The following is a 15,652-nucleotide window of genomic DNA, read 5'->3' as shown; positions in this document are numbered from 1 at the left end:
GGTACCTAATGCATCGGCAGCAACCGAATTTTATGTAGGAAAACGCCCGTAATTATTGGGCGAAGTCGCTATTGATGCCTATTCGGTCGCGTTTGGACGGGTATGCCCTATGAGCTTGGTTGCACGGGTGCCGGGAATGCTCAGCGGCAGCAGCGCCCCGGCGCTTCGTTGGCCAGTTCCTTGAGAATCGGGCAGTCCGGGCGGTCATCACCGTGGCAGCTGGAAACCAGCTCGACCAAGGTGTCGCGCAGGCTAAGCAGTTCGTCGATACGTTTGTTCAACACATCGATATGCTGGTTGGCCAGTGCTTTGACATCAGCACTGGCTCGCTGCCGGTCCTGCCACAAGGTGAGCAGCTTGCCGACCTCCTCGAGGGAAAACCCCAGGTCTCGCGAGCGCTTGATGAAGGCCAAGGCGTGCAGGTCGGCAGGCTGATAGATCCGATAACCGCTGTCGCTGCGCAGGGCAGGCTTGAGCAGGCCGATGGATTCGTAATAGCGGATCATCTTGGTGCTGAGCCCGGTCCGGGCCGCCGCTTGGCCGATATTCATGGTGCCTCCTGATCGAGGGCGGGCTTCCAGGCCTTGAGCAACAGCGCATTGCTGACCACGCTGACGCTGGAGAGCGCCATGGCCGCGCCGGCCATGACCGGGTTGAGGTAACCGAAGGCAGCCAGCGGGATGCCGACGAGGTTGTAGATGAACGCCCAGAACAGGTTCTGGCGAATCTTCGCGTAGGTTCTACGGCTGATTTCGAGGGCTGCCGGCACCAACCGCGGGTCCCCGCGCATCAGGGTGATGCCGGCGGCCTGCATGGCCACATCCGTGCCACCGCCCATGGCGATGCCGATGTCTGCAGCCGCCAATGCCGGTGCGTCGTTGACGCCGTCGCCGACCATGGCTACGGCGCCGCCCTGCTTGAGGGTCTCCACGGTGGCGGCCTTATCCGCTGGCAGCACCTCGGCGTAGACATCGGTAATGTCGAGGGCGGCCGCCACGGCCATGGCGCTGCCCCGGTTGTCGCCTGTGAGCAGGTGGCTGCTGATGCGCTGGCTGCGCAGCGTCTGGACCGCCTGACCGGCTCCGGGCTTGAGGCTGTCACCGAATGCGATCAAGCCAAGCACGCTGGGCGAAGTCCCGCGCTGGACGAGCCAGGACAAGGTGCGCCCTTGTGCTTCCCAGGCGTCAGCCGACGCGGCCAGTTCGCCGGGTGCCAGGCCAAGGTCTTGCAGCAGGCGGCGATTGCCCAGTGCCAGGTCACGTCCATCGACACGCCCGGCAATGCCGCGGCCGGTCAGGGATTGGCTGTCAGTTACCTCGGGCACCCGCAGGCCGCGCTCGGCGCAGGCGTCCAGCACGGCCTTGGCCAGCGGGTGTTCACTGCCGCGCTGAAGCGCGCCGGCCAATCGGTAAAGGTTGTCCGTATCGCCGTCCAGTGCTTGGCTATGCACCACGTTCGGGCTGCCGGAGGTGAGCGTGCCTGTCTTGTCGAACACGACGCGGTTGACGGCCTGCGCGCGTTCCAGTGCTTCGGCATCTTTTATGAGAATGCCGTGGCGTGCGGCAACGCCTGTACCCGCCATGATCGCGGCCGGCGTGGCCAGCCCCAGCGCGCATGGGCAGGCGATGACCAGAACGGCCACGGCGTTGATCACAGCGGTTTCGAACGGGGCACCGGCCAGCCACCACCCCATCAAGGTGATCGCGGCGAGTATCAGTACGGCGGGCACGAATACCTGGCTTACCCGGTCGACCAGTTTCTGAATGGGCGCCTTGGCGGCTTGGGCGTCTTCGACCAAGCGGATGATGCGCGCCAGGACGGTTTCGGTGCCAAGCGCCTGGGTGCGGACCAGCAACCGGCCTTCGCCGTTGATCGCACCCCCGGTGACGCTGTCCCCGGGTCGCTTGGCGACTGGCAGGCTTTCGCCGCTGATCAGGGCCTCATCGGCATGGCTGTGGCCGTCTTCGACGATACCGTCGACCGGAAAACGCTCACCTGGTTTGACCATGACCAGGTCACCCACGCGCAGCTGGGTGATGGCGACCTCCTGCTCCACGCCATCGATGACCCTTAGCGCACGCTCGGGACGCAGCGCTTCCAGCGCGCGTATGGCGCTGGCGGTCTGGCGCTTGGCACGGCTCTCCAGGTACTTGCCCAGCATGACCAGGGCGATGACCACTGCACTGGCTTCGAAGTAGAGGTGGGGTGTGCTACCCGTTGGCGCGTTGGCCCATTGATAAAGACTCAAGCCGTAACCGGCACTGGTCCCGAGGGCGACCAGCAGGTCCATGTTGCCGCTGCGCGCACGCACGGCCTTCCAGGCCGCAACGTAGAAGCGGGCACCCAGGATGAACTGCACCGGCGTTGCCAGCAAAAACTGCGCCCAGGCCGGCAGCATCCAGTGCAGGCCCAACGGTTGTACCAGCATAGGCAACACCAGGGGAGACGCCAGCAGCAGCGCCGCAGCGACTGCAAGCCGTTCCCGGCGCAAGCGGCGCTGGATCGTCGCTTGTTCATTCTCGGGGGCGCGCGGCAGGCTGGCGTCATAACCGGCTTGCCCTATCGCATCGATCAGCGCCGCGTCCGGCACGCCGTCGAGAACGTCCAGGTGGGCACGTTCGTTGGCCAGATTGACGCTGACCTTCAGCACCCCCTGCACCTTGGCCAGCGCACGCTCGACTCGGCCGACGCAGCTGGCACAGGTCATGCCGGCGATCTGCAATTCCACCGTATGACTGGGTACAGCGTAACCGGCTGCGTGGACGGCGTTGACCAGTGCATCCAGGCTATCGGCCGGCGCCTGCACACGGGCCTGCTCACTGGCAAGGTTGACGGTGACGTGATCTGCGCCGGTGACCTTGCGCAAGGCACGCTCCACTCGGCCAGCGCAGCTGGCGCAGGTCATGCCGGAGACGGGCAGGTGATAAGTGACGGGCGTGGACATGGTTTCCTCCTTGGGCACGCTGCCAGCATCAACCTTGCCACCTGGGGAAGGTCAATAGTCCAGCGGCGTTCGCTTGAGCTCCATCCCATAGTGGCCCATCGCGATGCGGTACTTGTTGATCTGCCCGGCTTGCAGGTTCAACCGGGTGCTACGTTGATCCTCAAGGCCCGGGGCGCAACCGGGTGTCTGCCCAGGCAGCAGGCGCAGGCGTACATCGACGGGGCCCGCAGGCAGGTTGAACGACGTGGACTGTTCCTGGAACAGTCGCCCCGCCAGTTGATCGTTGAGGTAGACACCGATCTCGCAACTGGTGGCCACTTCAAGCCGTTCGCGGGAAATGATCAGTACGCTGTAGGCCGAGTTGTCTTCGGCGGCGGCCGGCGGCACTGCAGCGAGCGCACCCAGCAGCCCGATGAAGCCCATTGCTGTCCTGAACATGAACACTCTCCTGCTTGCCTGTTTCAAAGTCGCAGCTTGGCCGAGGTGGACGCGAATTGCCACCTCCAGACACGCCCGCTTGACCTTGCCCCCATGGCAAGCTTGAAACTCGCTGAAAACCTTGAGGAGGTGTTTCCATGCACGTATTCACTGTAGAAGGCATGACCTGTGGCCATTGCGTGAAGGCGGTCACCCAAGCCGTTCAGGCGCTCGATGGCGCTGCCAAGGTCGATGTCGATTTGGCCAAGAAGCAGGTTCGCGTCGATAGCAGCGCCGACCCAGCGCAGATACGGGCGGCCGTCCAGGAAGAGGGTTACCAGGCCGAAATTGCGTAGGCGCTCAAGCTGGCAACGCTATTGTTGGATTGTTTTGCGCAGCACGGGGTCCACAGCAGGTAGAATGTGCAACTTTGTTAGCTTGCTATGGATTCCCGATGAACCTGCGAATGGTCCTTATCCTGGGCGCACTCAGTGCGTTCGGGCCTTTGGCGATCGACTTCTACCTGCCTGCCTTTCCGGCGATAGCCCAGGCGTTCGCCACTGATGAAAAACACATCCAGACCACTCTGGCTGCCTACTTTCTCGGGTTGTCGATCGGGCAGCTCCTCTATGGCCCGGTAGCTGACCGTTTCGGTCGGCGCAAGCCGTTGCTGTTTGGCGTGGCGCTTTTTACCCTGGCATCGCTGGGATGCGCCTATGCGCCCAACCTGGACACCCTGATTCTGGCGCGCTTTGTCCAGGCACTGGGCGGCTGCGCGGGTATGGTGCTATCCCGGGCGATCGTCAGCGACAAGTGCGACCCGGTGGCTTCGGCCAAGGTGTTCTCGCAGCTGGTGCTGGTCATGGGCTTGGCGCCGATCCTTGCGCCCATGCTCGGCGGCGTGCTGGTCAACCATGCTGGGTGGCAGTTCATTTTCCTGTCCTTGAGCCTGTTCAGTGCCGGTTGCCTGCTCGCCGTCAGCCTCGGGCTGCCTGAAAGCATGCCTGATCATATTCCCCGGCAGCCATTGTCAGGGGCTTTGCGTCAGTACCTGCGCCTGCTCGCCGACCGTGTGTTCCTGGGGCACGCCTTGACGGGCGGTATCGCCATCGCCGGCATGTTTGCCTACATCGCAGGCTCGCCGTTCGTGTTCATCAAGTTGTACGGAGTACCTGCCGAGCATTACGGGTGGTTCTTCGGTGCCAATGCTGCGGGGTTCATCCTGATGGCTCAGGTGAACGCACGCCTGCTGGCCAAACGCGGGCCCGCCTGGCTGCTGACCCGGGCGGTATGGGTATACCTGGCAGCAGGCCTGGTTTTGCTGAGCATGGCGGCAATCAGGCCCCCAGCGCTCTGGCCGCTATTGGTACCGCTATTCGTGTGCATAGCGAGCCTGGGCTTCATTCTGCCCAACGCCTCGGCTTGCGCCATGAGCGGGCAGGGCGCTCGGGCTGGCAGCGCGTCGGCCATGATGGGCTGCGTGCAGTTCAGTGTTGCCGCTGGGGCCGCGGCGTTGGTGGGTTTGCTGCACGATGGCAGCGCGGTGCCCATGGCGCTGGTGATGAGCCTGTGTGGGGCATTGGTGGTCACGGTTGCGCTGTTGACGCGGCGCTTGCAATTTAAACGCTCGGTATGAGGCGTGAAGAACCTTCGATTGTATCTGCGCTATTTGGTGAAGACGGCTGTGGGCATCTTCCGAATTTGCAATAAGTGATATGCCTTAACTCACTCCATGCTGGGCCATGTTTCCTGTCAAACCGCCGATATACAGGCTGTTTTGCGAACATGCCGTTGAATAAGTCTCCTGCAAAGGGTAGCCCTACCCAGTGCATTTTTGCGACAACTAGGCCTGGGAGTGGCGCCAGGGTGGCTCCAGGTGCGGCTTATACTGACGAGCCAGGCCGGCGCGAGCGAGGGCGTTCGTGGGCCAGGGTCGGCCATCGCACCTACACAGTGAATATGCAGGAGTCACAGGGACATGAAAGCAGCCAGCAGCATCAGCCAGATCGCCAGCCTGATGGCCGACCCCAAGCGCAGTGCCATGTTATGGGCCTTGATCGATGGCACCCCCCGCCTGGCCAACGAGTTGGCCATCATGACCGGGCTCAGCGCCTCATCGGCCTGTGCACATCTTTCGCTGCTTTCTTCAGCGGGCTTGCTTCGGCATGAGGCCAGGGGACGCAAGCGTTATTTCCGCCTGGCAACGCCTCAGGTGGGCGCCGCTGTAGAGGCCCTTGCCAGCGTGCAGCTCGAACAGGCAAGAAACCGTCATGCCCACACGCCGCGCCCTTCATTGCCCATGTCCGTGCGACGCGCCAGGCGGTGCGGCGATCACCTGGGCGGTGAGCTTGCAGGCGAACTCTACCATCGACTGGTAGTGGCTGGATGGCTGGATGGTTGTGGGCGGCAGTTGGTGGTCAGCGATGAGGGGCGAGCGCAACTGGCTCGCCTCGGCGTATACATCGATGCGCTGGCACCGCATCAGCCCCGAGCATGCACGATGTGCCGCTGCACCGAGTGGCACGACATGGAACCGCACCTGGGGGGCATTCTGGGCCAGGCGCTGTTCCGGCTGTTCCTGCAATCAGGGTGGATGCGCGAGGCCGAAGATACCCGGGCGTTGCACATATCACCGCTGGGTATCCAGCAGATCAATCGCATCGCCCGGGTCGAGACGCTGCAGGTGGGCTGAACGCGTCAGACCAGGCGCGCATCCAGGCTGTTCTGGGCAAGCCGGCGAGCTTGCTCTTGGGTCATACCCAGGTGAGTGTGCAGGGCGTGGAAGTTTTCCGTCACGTAGCCACCGAAATAGGCTGGGTCGTCCGAGTTGACGGTGACCTTCACGCCTTTTTCCAACATGTCGAGAATGTTGTGTTGGCTCATGTGGTCGAACACGCACAGCTTGGTGTTGGACAGTGGGCACACGGTCAAGGGGATCTGCTCCTCGATGATGCGCTGCATGAGGCGCTCGTCCTCGATGGCGCGCACACCGTGATCGATACGCTTGATCTGGAGCAGGTCCAGCGCTTCCCAGATGTACTCGGGCGGGCCTTCCTCGCCGGCATGCGCGACGGCCACGAAGCCTTCGCTGCGTGCCCTGTCGAACACACGCTGGAACTTGCTCGGTGGGTGGCCCATTTCGGAACTGTCCAGCCCAACGGCAATGAATGCGTCGCGAAACGGCAGGGCCTGGTCCAACGTCTTGTGGGCTTCGTCTTCGCTCAGGTGACGAAGGAAGCTCAGGATCAGGCCGCTGCTGATGCCCAACTGGTCACGGCCATCCTTAAGTGCCTGGTTGATGCCATTGAGCACCACTTCGAAAGGGATGCCGCGGTCGGTGTGTGTCTGTGGATCGAAGAAGGGCTCGGTGTGAATCACATTCTGCGCTTTGCAACGCTGAAGGTAAGCCCATGTGAGGTCATAGAAGTCCTGTTCGGTGCGCAGAACGTCGGCACCCTGGTAGTACAGGTCGAGAAACTCCTGCAAGTTGTTGAAGGCGTACGCACCGCGCAACGTCTCGACATCAGCCCAAGGCAGGGCAATCTTGTTGCGCTCGGCCAGGGCGAACAGCAACTCGGGTTCCAGGGAGCCTTCAAGGTGCAGGTGCAGTTCGGCCTTGGGCAGGGCGTTCAACCAGTCATACATATAAGGTGATCTCAATCAGGTACGGTTGCCGCCATTCTACAGGGCCCGGCCCGGCCGTGCGCCCCAATGGCGGCAACCTGCCCAATCACCAGACCAAGGGTTCGCCCTTGTAGTTGATGAAGCGCAGGCCCGCCGTTCCACCCTGGGCCTTGATCTGCTCGAGCATGCCACGCGTGCTGGTCAACACGTCGATCTCCGCGTTTTCTCCGCCCATGTCGGTTTTCACCCATCCTGGGTGCATGGCCAATACGCACAGGTCATGGCGCTGCTGGGCCACCACAAAACTGTTGATCATGGAGTTGAGGGCCGCCTTGCTGGCTTTGTACAAGCAAATCTCCCCGCCATCAGGCACTGCGACACTGCCCAGAATGGAGCTCATGAAGGCGAGTACGCCGGTATGTTCACGTACATGTTCAACCAGGCGGCGTGCGACACGAATCGGTGCAACGACGTTGGTCATGAACAGGTCACCGATTTCTTGGTGTGTGACGTTTTCCACATCCTGTGGGAGAGGGCCCATGACACCTGCGTTGATAAACACCAGGTCGAATAGCTGGCCGGTCAGACGCTCGGCCAGGGTGTCGAGTTGGGCTGGGTCATTCATTTCCAGCTGTTCGATACGCACGCCTGGAACATCAGCCAGAGCGCCTGGTATTTGCAGAGTGCGTACGGTGGCGGTGACCTCCCATCCGTCTTCGTACAGGCGGTTGACCAAGCCTAACCCCAGGCCACGTGAGGCCCCGATGATCAGAGCGGTTTTTGAATCGGCCATGAGCGTGCTCCCTATGGTTGTCAGAGCCAATGAGCATAATCCATAGGGCGCGGGGTCGTGCCAGGTCATTCGTGTTGTTGCTCGGGAGAGCGTTGCTGCTCGAAAAATGAGCGAACCTTGGTGCGGCCTTGTGCAACAGGCGCCCTGTCGTTCCACTCACGGGTTATCCACAGGCTGCTCCACAATTAATGTGTGCAAACCGCAGCGGTCCAACCTTATTGCCACCTGCGCATGGGGATAACTCAGGCCGGCTTTGGTCAAGCCGCCGATCCAGCAATCGTGGTCAAATTTTGAACAAACCTGTGGAGGGCTCATGCTTATTGGGCTCTAGGCGTATGCCCCAAGCTTATCCACAGCCAGGCCCACAGTTGCTGTGGGCAATACTCAGCAACTCTCCAACAGGATCCGGCCGCGGCTCAGGTCTGCCAATTGCTGCTGCAGTGGCTGCCTGTGGGCATCTTCAAAGGCAAGCCTCAGGTCTACACCATTGGCGGTGAAGTGCTCTTCAAGCACCAGACCCTGAACGTCGGCGATCCGCAGTTTCACCAGTGCCAACTCGCTGAACGCACAACTGCAAGTGAACTCGCTGCGCTGTACCAGCAGGCGCTTGGGGGCCTGCTGCAGGCATTTGTTGGCTCCGCCGCCGTATGCCCTGGCCAACCCGCCGGTGCCAAGCTGAATGCCACCGTACCAGCGGATGACCAGTACTACTACCTGATCGCAATCCTGTGCCTCGATGGCTGACAAGATCGGGCGCCCGGCCGTGCCGCCGGGTTCACCATCGTCGCTGCTGCGGTATTGAGCACCGATTTTCCATGCCCAGCAATTGTGGGTGGCGTCGGGGTCGCTGTGACGCTCGATGAAACTCATGGCATCGCTGGCACTGTCGATGGGCCCGGCCAGGGTAATGAAGCGGCTTTTGCGAATGTCCTCGCGGTATTCGCAGAGGTCGAGCAGGGTAGAAGGCATAAATGTCGGTCAGGCAACTGGCGCGATGCCGCATCCTTTGAGAATGATGTGGATAAGGTTGGTGCTGGCATCTTCCATGTCTTGCTTGGTCAACCGGCTGCGGCCAGTGACTTGGCAGATCTGCGTGGCGAAGTCGGCGTAATGCTGGGTACTGCCCCATAGCAGGAAGATCAGGTGGACGGGGTCGACAGGGTCCATCTTGCCGGCGTCCATCCAGGCCTGGAACACTGCCGCCCGGCCCCGGAACCACTCGCGGTAGTCAGCGCTGAAGTATTCGGTCAGGCATGAGCCGCCGCTGATGACTTCCATGGCGAAGATTCGGGACGCCTGCGGGTTGCGCCTGGAGAACTCCATCTTCGTGCGAATGTACCGGCTAAGCGCCTCGCCCGGGTCGTCCTCGACGCTCAAGGCGTTGAAGGTGCTGTCCCATAGCTCGATGATGTTGCTGAGTACGGCAATATACAGGCCCAGCTTGTTGGTGAAGTAGTAATGCAGGTTGGCTTTGGGCAGCCCCGCCTTGAGGGCGATGGTGTTCATGCTGGTGCCCTTGAAACCATGACGGGCGAACTCGTCTTCGGCGGCCTTGATGATGGCCTGTTCGTTTTTCTGTCGAATACGGCCTGCGGGTTTGCCGGAGGCGGATAGGCGATGCGCAGGGACTTCTAATGTCATGAACGATTCCGTGCAGGGGGATGGCTGCGTCTGTAGGACAAGATTACCTTCCCACGGCAAAGTAACAAGCATTGGCGGCAGAGAGTGGCATCAACGTGTCGCAGCCAGACTTTCCAGAAAACTCTCAAGCACCAGGTTGGGCCGTCTGCCTTTTCGCGTCACCCAGCTCAAGCTCAGGTCATAGAAACGTTGCTGCGGCTTGAGCGCTCTCAGCCTTCCTTGCTGGACCCAGAGCGCAGCGTAGTGATCAGGCAAGTAACCCATGTAGCGCCCTGTCAGGATCAGAAACGCCATGCCTTCGCGATCAGAGGCGCTGGCCGTGCAGTTGAGCACCTGGTAGTGGGCCTGGACTTCGGCAGGCAAGCGGAAGGTTGGGGTAATGGCTTCCTGGCGATTGAGGCGCTCATCGTCGAGCAGATGGTCATCGGCGTAGAACAGCGGATGACCGACGGCGCAGTACAGCAGCGAGCGTTCGCTATACAGCGGTTGATAATCCAGCCCCGACAACGGGCTGGTCTGGGGGACGACGCCCACATGCAGGCTACCATCTAGAACGCCGTGCTCCACCTGGCTGGGTGCAATCATGCGGATCTGGATACGCACGTCCGGACCTCGGTCCTTGAGTTCAGCCAGCGCATGGGTGATGCGCATGTGCGGCAGGGTGACGAGGTTATCGGTCAGGCCGATGTTCAACTCGCCGCGCAAATGCTGGTGCAGGCCGTTGACTTCGGTACGGAAGGTCTCCAGTGCGCTCAGCAGTTGCAGCGCCGAGTGATAGACCTCTCGGCCTTCCTCGGTCAACGAGAACCCTGCACGCCCGCGCTGGCACAGGCGCAAACCCAGACGCTGCTCAAGATCGTTCATCTGCTGACTGATAGCCGATCGCCCGATACCCAGCACGTTTTCCGCGGCGGAAAACCCGCCACATTCCACCACGCTGCGGTAGATTTTCAGCAGGCGAATATCGAAGTCGCTGACTTGGGCAAGCGGATCGGGGCGTCGGCTCATCAGTTTAGTCGTGGCCTGTGTAAAGGTTAGAAATGCAGGCTTTTTCAGACTTTATCGCCGTGCCAAGTTAGCTGCAACAACATCCATCGTTGCCTAATCGTCTCTCGAGGAACCGCCGATGAACATGCTCCAAACCGCGCCTGCCGGTATCGCCAGCCAGCTCAAGCTGGATGCGCACTGGATGCCCTATACCGCCAACCGCAATTTCCAGCGCGATCCTCGGCTGATCGTGGCGGCCGATGGCAACCATTTGGTGGACGACAAGGGGCGCAGGATTTTCGATGCCCTGTCAGGTTTGTGGACATGTGGCGCGGGCCATACCCGCAAGGAAATCACCGAGGCGGTGTCGCGTCAGATCGGCACCCTGGACTATTCGCCGGGGTTTCAGTTCGGGCACCCGCTGTCCTTCCAGCTGGCTGAAAAGATTGCCGAACTGACCCCGGGTGACCTGAATCATGTGTTCTACACCAACTCAGGCTCCGAATGTGCCGATACGGCGCTGAAGATGGTGCGCGCCTATTGGCGCTTGAAAGGCCAGGCCACCAAGACCAAGATCATTGGCCGCGCCCGTGGCTACCACGGGGTGAACATCGCGGGTACCAGCCTGGGCGGTGTCAACGGCAACCGCAAGATGTTCGGGCAGTTGCTGGACGTCGATCATCTGCCCCACACCGTATTGCCGGCCAACGCGTTCACCAAGGGCCTGCCGGAAGAAGGCGGCATCGCGCTGGCTGACGAGATGCTCAAGCTGATCGAGCTGCACGACGCGTCCAATATTGCAGCGGTGATCGTCGAGCCGCTGGCGGGTTCGGCCGGCGTGCTGCCGCCGCCCAAGGGTTACCTCAAGCGTTTGCGTGAAATCTGCACCCAGCACAATATCCTGCTGATCTTCGACGAAGTGATCACCGGCTTTGGCCGCATGGGCGCGATGACCGGCGCCGAGGCCTTCGGCGTTACGCCTGACCTGATGTGCATCGCCAAGCAGGTGACCAACGGGGCGATCCCCATGGGGGCCGTGGTCGCCAGCAGCGAGATCTATCACACCTTCATGAACCAGCCGACGCCGGACTATGCCGTGGAATTCCCCCATGGCTATACCTACTCCGCACACCCGGTCGCCTGCGCGGCAGGTCTTGCCGCACTGGATCTGCTGCAAAAAGAAAACCTCGTGCAGTCTGCTGCCGACCTGGCACCGCATTTCGAGAAGCTGCTGCACGGCGTCAAAGGCACCAAGAATATCGTCGATATCCGCAACTATGGCCTGGCAGGCGCCATCCAGATCGCCGCCCGGGACGGAGATGCCATCGTTCGCCCTTATGAAGCGGCCATGAAACTGTGGAAAGCGGGCTTCTATGTGCGGTTCGGTGGCGACACCTTGCAGTTCGGCCCAACCTTCAATACCAAGCCCGAAGAGCTGGACCGTCTGTTCGATGCCGTGGGCGAGACCCTGAACCTGATCGACTGATTTCCTGCGTTCAAGGCAGGCGTTTGCCGCAGGCACGCCTGTCACGCCTCTTTTTTTCTGGAGTGTTACATGAGCATTGTTCAGCACCTGATCAACGGTGACCTGGTTACCAAGGGCGAGCGCACCGCCGATGTGTTCAACCCTTCCACTGGCCAGGCCATTCGCAAGGTCGAACTGGCCAGTCGTGCGACCGTGCAGCAAGCCATCGATGCTGCCAAAGCCGCGTTCCCGGCCTGGCGCAACACCCCGCCGGCCAAGCGCGCGCAAGTCATGTTCCGTTTCAAGCAGCTGCTCGAGCAGAACGAAGCGCGAATCGCACAGATGATCAGCGAGGAGCACGGCAAGACCCTGGAAGATGCCGCCGGTGAGTTGAAGCGCGGTATCGAGAACGTCGAGTTCGCCTGTGCTGCACCTGAATTGCTCAAGGGCGAGTACAGCCGAAACGTAGGACCCAATATCGACGCCTGGTCCGACTTCCAACCGCTGGGCATAGTGGCGGGTATCACGCCCTTCAACTTCCCGGCGATGGTGCCGCTGTGGATGTATCCACTGGCAATCGCATGCGGCAACGCATTCATTCTCAAGCCGTCGGAGCGCGACCCCAGCTCGACGCTGTTCATCGCCCAGCTGTTGCTGGAAGCGGGCCTGCCCAAGGGCATCCTCAATGTGGTGCACGGTGACAAGGAAGCGGTGGATGCCCTGATCGAGGCACCGGAGGTCAAGGCGCTGAGTTTCGTGGGTTCCACGCCGATCGCCGAGTACATCTACGCTGAGGGTACCAAACGTGGCAAGCGCGTCCAGGCACTGGGCGGCGCGAAAAACCACGCAGTGCTGATGCCCGATGCCGACCTGGACAACGCCGTCAGTGCGCTGATGGGGGCTGCCTATGGTTCGTGCGGTGAGCGTTGCATGGCCATTTCGGTCGCGGTATGCGTGGGTGACCAGGTGGCCGATGCGCTTATTGCCAAGCTTGAGCCGCAAATCAAGGCACTGAAGATCGGTGCGGGCACATCGTGCGGCCTGGACATGGGGCCGCTGGTCACGGCGGCTGCTCGCGACAAAGTGGTTGGCTACATCGAGGAAGGCGTAGCGGCGGGGGCCAGGCTCGTTGTCGACGGTCGCGGCTTGCGCGTATCGGGTAATGAAGAAGGCTATTTCGTCGGCGGCACCTTGTTCGACAAGGTGACCCCGCAAATGCGCATCTACAAGGAAGAGATTTTCGGGCCGGTGTTGTGTGTAGTACGGGTCGACAGCCTTGAACAGGCCATGCAACTGATCAATGATCACGAGTATGGCAACGGTACCTGCATCTTTACCCGTGACGGTGAAGCGGCGCGGTTGTTCTGCGATGAGATCGAAGTAGGCATGGTGGGGGTGAACGTTCCGCTGCCGGTCCCTGTGGCCTACCACAGCTTCGGCGGTTGGAAGCGTTCGCTGTTTGGTGACCTGCATGCCTACGGGCCGGACGGCGTGAGGTTCTACACCCGGCGCAAGGCCATTACTCAACGCTGGCCGCAACGTGCTAGCCATGAAGCATCGCAGTTCGCGTTCCCTAGTTTGTAAGCGTGCTGTAAACGACGAAGGAGGCCACGGGGCCTCCTTCTTCTATATAGCGTCATGGTTCATTCATGTACGGCGTCTTTCCCACCCACGGCCTGAATATTTCAAATATATGAAATTAAAGGTTGACGCGGTTTCGAATCCCCTTATAATGCGCCCCACTTCCAGCGACATTGGAACGCGAAACTCCTTGAGATTCAATGAGTTAGCTAGTTCGGGTGGTGCTGAAAGGGCTACGATCGAATAGATCGAAGGCGGTTGAGAAGAAGGTTGACAGCGTGTTGAAACGCTGTAGAATTCGCCGCCCGCTACGAGAGATCGAAGCGAGTCAAGTGGTTGAAGTTGAACGAGTTTCTCGAAACAAACTTCAAAATAAACGCTTGACAGGCAATGAGGAAAGCGTAGAATACGCGCCTCGGTTGAGACGAAACACTCTCAGCCAAACGCTCTTTAACAAATCGAATCAAGCAATTCGTGTGGGTGCTTGTGAGTACGGACTGATAGTCAGAAAGATTATCAGCATCACAAGTGACCATGCGAGAAATCACATAGTCATTTGAGATTGCTGAGCCAAGTTTAGGGTTTCTTAAAAACCCAAGCAGTATTGAACTGAAGAGTTTGATCATGGCTCAGATTGAACGCTGGCGGCAGGCCTAACACATGCAAGTCGAGCGGATGATGGGAGCTTGCTCCTGGATTCAGCGGCGGACGGGTGAGTAATGCCTAGGAATCTGCCTGGTAGTGGGGGACAACGTTTCGAAAGGAACGCTAATACCGCATACGTCCTACGGGAGAAAGCAGGGGACCTTCGGGCCTTGCGCTATCAGATGAGCCTAGGTCGGATTAGCTTGTTGGTGAGGTAATGGCTCACCAAGGCGACGATCCGTAACTGGTCTGAGAGGATGATCAGTCACACTGGAACTGAGACACGGTCCAGACTCCTACGGGAGGCAGCAGTGGGGAATATTGGACAATGGGCGAAAGCCTGATCCAGCCATGCCGCGTGTGTGAAGAAGGTCTTCGGATTGTAAAGCACTTTAAGTTGGGAGGAAGGGTTGTAGATTAATACTCTGCAATTTTGACGTTACCGACAGAATAAGCACCGGCTAACTCTGTGCCAGCAGCCGCGGTAATACAGAGGGTGCAAGCGTTAATCGGAATTACTGGGCGTAAAGCGCGCGTAGGTGGTTTGTTAAGTTGGATGTGAAAGCCCCGGGCTCAACCTGGGAACTGCATCCAAAACTGGCAAGCTAGAGTACGGTAGAGGGTGGTGGAATTTCCTGTGTAGCGGTGAAATGCGTAGATATAGGAAGGAACACCAGTGGCGAAGGCGACCACCTGGACTGATACTGACACTGAGGTGCGAAAGCGTGGGGAGCAAACAGGATTAGATACCCTGGTAGTCCACGCCGTAAACGATGTCAACTAGCCGTTGGAATCCTTGAGATTTTAGTGGCGCAGCTAACGCATTAAGTTGACCGCCTGGGGAGTACGGCCGCAAGGTTAAAACTCAAATGAATTGACGGGGGCCCGCACAAGCGGTGGAGCATGTGGTTTAATTCGAAGCAACGCGAAGAACCTTACCAGGCCTTGACATGCAGAGAACTTTCCAGAGATGGATTGGTGCCTTCGGGAACTCTGACACAGGTGCTGCATGGCTGTCGTCAGCTCGTGTCGTGAGATGTTGGGTTAAGTCCCGTAACGAGCGCAACCCTTGTCCTTAGTTACCAGCACGTTATGGTGGGCACTCTAAGGAGACTGCCGGTGACAAACCGGAGGAAGGTGGGGATGACGTCAAGTCATCATGGCCCTTACGGCCTGGGCTACACACGTGCTACAATGGTCGGTACAGAGGGTTGCCAAGCCGCGAGGTGGAGCTAATCTCACAAAACCGATCGTAGTCCGGATCGCAGTCTGCAACTCGACTGCGTGAAGTCGGAATCGCTAGTAATCGCGAATCAGAATGTCGCGGTGAATACGTTCCCGGGCCTTGTACACACCGCCCGTCACACCATGGGAGTGGGTTGCACCAGAAGTAGCTAGTCTAACCTTCGGGAGGACGGTTACCACGGTGTGATTCATGACTGGGGTGAAGTCGTAACAAGGTAGCCGTAGGGGAACCTGCGGCTGGATCACCTCCTTAATCGACGACATCAGCCTGCTGATGAGCTCCCACACGAATTGCTTGATTCATTGTAAA

The 15,652-nt window shown here is 60.0% G+C and carries 13 protein-coding genes and 1 rRNA gene; 6 read left to right on the top strand and 8 right to left on the bottom strand.

Translation table 11 applies throughout. The features are described from left to right. Positions 1-140 precede the first annotated feature (140 nt). Genes cueR through NMB38_RS18885 form a run of 3 tightly spaced genes read right to left on the bottom strand, consistent with a single transcriptional unit; the run spans position 141 to position 3,382 of the window. Positions 141-551 carry a Cu(I)-responsive transcriptional regulator gene (gene cueR / locus NMB38_RS18895; protein WP_027915182.1) on the bottom strand — a complete coding sequence of 137 codons (411 nt, stop codon included), beginning with the start codon at positions 549-551 and terminating at the stop codon, positions 141-143. After that, positions 548-2,944, bottom strand: a complete 2,397-nt coding sequence (locus NMB38_RS18890) for a heavy metal translocating P-type ATPase (RefSeq protein WP_059183622.1) — start codon at positions 2,942-2,944, stop codon at positions 548-550. The genes cueR and NMB38_RS18890 overlap by 4 nt, the downstream gene beginning before the upstream one ends. Before the next feature lie 51 nt (positions 2,945-2,995). Continuing rightward, positions 2,996-3,382 (bottom strand): hypothetical protein, encoded by a 387-nt coding sequence (locus NMB38_RS18885; RefSeq protein ID WP_027915184.1) that lies wholly within the window; start codon positions 3,380-3,382, stop codon positions 2,996-2,998. A gap of 137 nt (positions 3,383-3,519) precedes the next feature. On the opposite strand from NMB38_RS18885, the gene NMB38_RS18880 reads away from it, so the two are divergent. The 3 genes from NMB38_RS18880 (at position 3,520) to NMB38_RS18870 (ending at position 6,053) form a co-directional block, all read left to right on the top strand. Further along, entirely contained in the window at positions 3,520-3,717 is a 198-nt protein-coding gene (locus NMB38_RS18880) for a heavy-metal-associated domain-containing protein (RefSeq protein WP_494354854.1), read from the top strand. Positions 3,718-3,815: 98 nt separating this feature from the next. Further along, positions 3,816-4,997 (top strand): multidrug effflux MFS transporter, encoded by a 1,182-nt coding sequence (locus NMB38_RS18875; protein WP_125922713.1) that lies wholly within the window; start codon positions 3,816-3,818, stop codon positions 4,995-4,997. A 342-nt stretch (positions 4,998-5,339) separates the two neighbouring features. Beyond that, positions 5,340-6,053: an ArsR/SmtB family transcription factor gene (locus tag NMB38_RS18870; protein ID WP_027915187.1), complete on the top strand. Its 714-nt coding sequence runs from the start codon at positions 5,340-5,342 to the stop codon at positions 6,051-6,053. A 5-nt stretch (positions 6,054-6,058) separates the two neighbouring features. Here NMB38_RS18870 and NMB38_RS18865 read toward each other — a convergent pair whose 3' ends face one another. The 5 genes from NMB38_RS18865 to NMB38_RS18845 all read right to left on the bottom strand — a co-directional run bounded on the left by NMB38_RS18865 (position 6,059) and on the right by NMB38_RS18845 (position 10,430). Continuing rightward, positions 6,059-7,006, bottom strand: a complete 948-nt coding sequence (locus NMB38_RS18865) for an adenosine deaminase (protein WP_049695395.1) — start codon at positions 7,004-7,006, stop codon at positions 6,059-6,061. A gap of 85 nt (positions 7,007-7,091) precedes the next feature. Further along, positions 7,092-7,778, bottom strand: a complete 687-nt coding sequence (locus tag NMB38_RS18860) for an SDR family oxidoreductase (RefSeq protein WP_104926549.1) — start codon at positions 7,776-7,778, stop codon at positions 7,092-7,094. Positions 7,779-8,162: 384 nt separating this feature from the next. Beyond that, positions 8,163-8,747: an IMPACT family protein gene (locus NMB38_RS18855; RefSeq protein ID WP_028687904.1), complete on the bottom strand. Its 585-nt coding sequence runs from the start codon at positions 8,745-8,747 to the stop codon at positions 8,163-8,165. 9 nt (positions 8,748-8,756) lie between these two features. After that, positions 8,757-9,419: a TetR/AcrR family transcriptional regulator gene (locus NMB38_RS18850; RefSeq protein ID WP_023535181.1), complete on the bottom strand. Its 663-nt coding sequence runs from the start codon at positions 9,417-9,419 to the stop codon at positions 8,757-8,759. A 90-nt stretch (positions 9,420-9,509) separates the two neighbouring features. Next, positions 9,510-10,430, bottom strand: a complete 921-nt coding sequence (locus tag NMB38_RS18845; RefSeq protein WP_176417824.1) for a LysR family transcriptional regulator — start codon at positions 10,428-10,430, stop codon at positions 9,510-9,512. 115 nt (positions 10,431-10,545) lie between these two features. Between NMB38_RS18845 and aptA the strand changes: the two genes are divergently transcribed. The 3 genes from aptA to NMB38_RS18830 all read left to right on the top strand — a co-directional run bounded on the left by aptA (position 10,546) and on the right by NMB38_RS18830 (position 15,595). Next, a complete protein-coding gene (gene aptA / locus NMB38_RS18840) occupies positions 10,546-11,892 on the top strand; it encodes an omega-aminotransferase AptA (protein WP_027915192.1) in 1,347 nt (448 codons plus the stop codon). 69 nt (positions 11,893-11,961) lie between these two features. Continuing rightward, positions 11,962-13,455, top strand: a complete 1,494-nt coding sequence (locus NMB38_RS18835) for a CoA-acylating methylmalonate-semialdehyde dehydrogenase (protein ID WP_027915193.1) — start codon at positions 11,962-11,964, stop codon at positions 13,453-13,455. Positions 13,456-14,058: 603 nt separating this feature from the next. Next, positions 14,059-15,595: ribosomal RNA gene (locus NMB38_RS18830) — 16S ribosomal RNA — on the top strand. Positions 15,596-15,652 lie beyond the last annotated feature (57 nt).

It is taken from the genome of Pseudomonas sp. FBCC-B35, from assembly GCF_059133755.1.
The sequence above is the reverse complement of the archived record's forward strand: the minus strand, read 5'-3'. Positions and strand labels throughout refer to the sequence as shown.

Coding starts and splice junctions, on each gene's coding strand:
- cueR (WP_027915182.1), bottom strand. CDS start 551: ATGAATATCGGCCAAGCGGCGGCCCGGACCGGGCTCAGCACCAAGATG.
- NMB38_RS18890 (WP_059183622.1), bottom strand. CDS start 2,944: ATGTCCACGCCCGTCACTTATCACCTGCCCGTCTCCGGCATGACCTGC.
- NMB38_RS18885 (WP_027915184.1), bottom strand. CDS start 3,382: ATGTTCAGGACAGCAATGGGCTTCATCGGGCTGCTGGGTGCGCTCGCT.
- NMB38_RS18880 (WP_494354854.1), top strand. CDS start 3,520: ATGCACGTATTCACTGTAGAAGGCATGACCTGTGGCCATTGCGTGAAG.
- NMB38_RS18875 (WP_125922713.1), top strand. CDS start 3,816: ATGAACCTGCGAATGGTCCTTATCCTGGGCGCACTCAGTGCGTTCGGG.
- NMB38_RS18870 (WP_027915187.1), top strand. CDS start 5,340: ATGAAAGCAGCCAGCAGCATCAGCCAGATCGCCAGCCTGATGGCCGAC.
- NMB38_RS18865 (WP_049695395.1), bottom strand. CDS start 7,006: ATGTATGACTGGTTGAACGCCCTGCCCAAGGCCGAACTGCACCTGCAC.
- NMB38_RS18860 (WP_104926549.1), bottom strand. CDS start 7,778: ATGGCCGATTCAAAAACCGCTCTGATCATCGGGGCCTCACGTGGCCTG.
- NMB38_RS18855 (WP_028687904.1), bottom strand. CDS start 8,747: ATGCCTTCTACCCTGCTCGACCTCTGCGAATACCGCGAGGACATTCGC.
- NMB38_RS18850 (WP_023535181.1), bottom strand. CDS start 9,419: ATGACATTAGAAGTCCCTGCGCATCGCCTATCCGCCTCCGGCAAACCC.
- aptA (WP_027915192.1), top strand. CDS start 10,546: ATGAACATGCTCCAAACCGCGCCTGCCGGTATCGCCAGCCAGCTCAAG.
- NMB38_RS18835 (WP_027915193.1), top strand. CDS start 11,962: ATGAGCATTGTTCAGCACCTGATCAACGGTGACCTGGTTACCAAGGGC.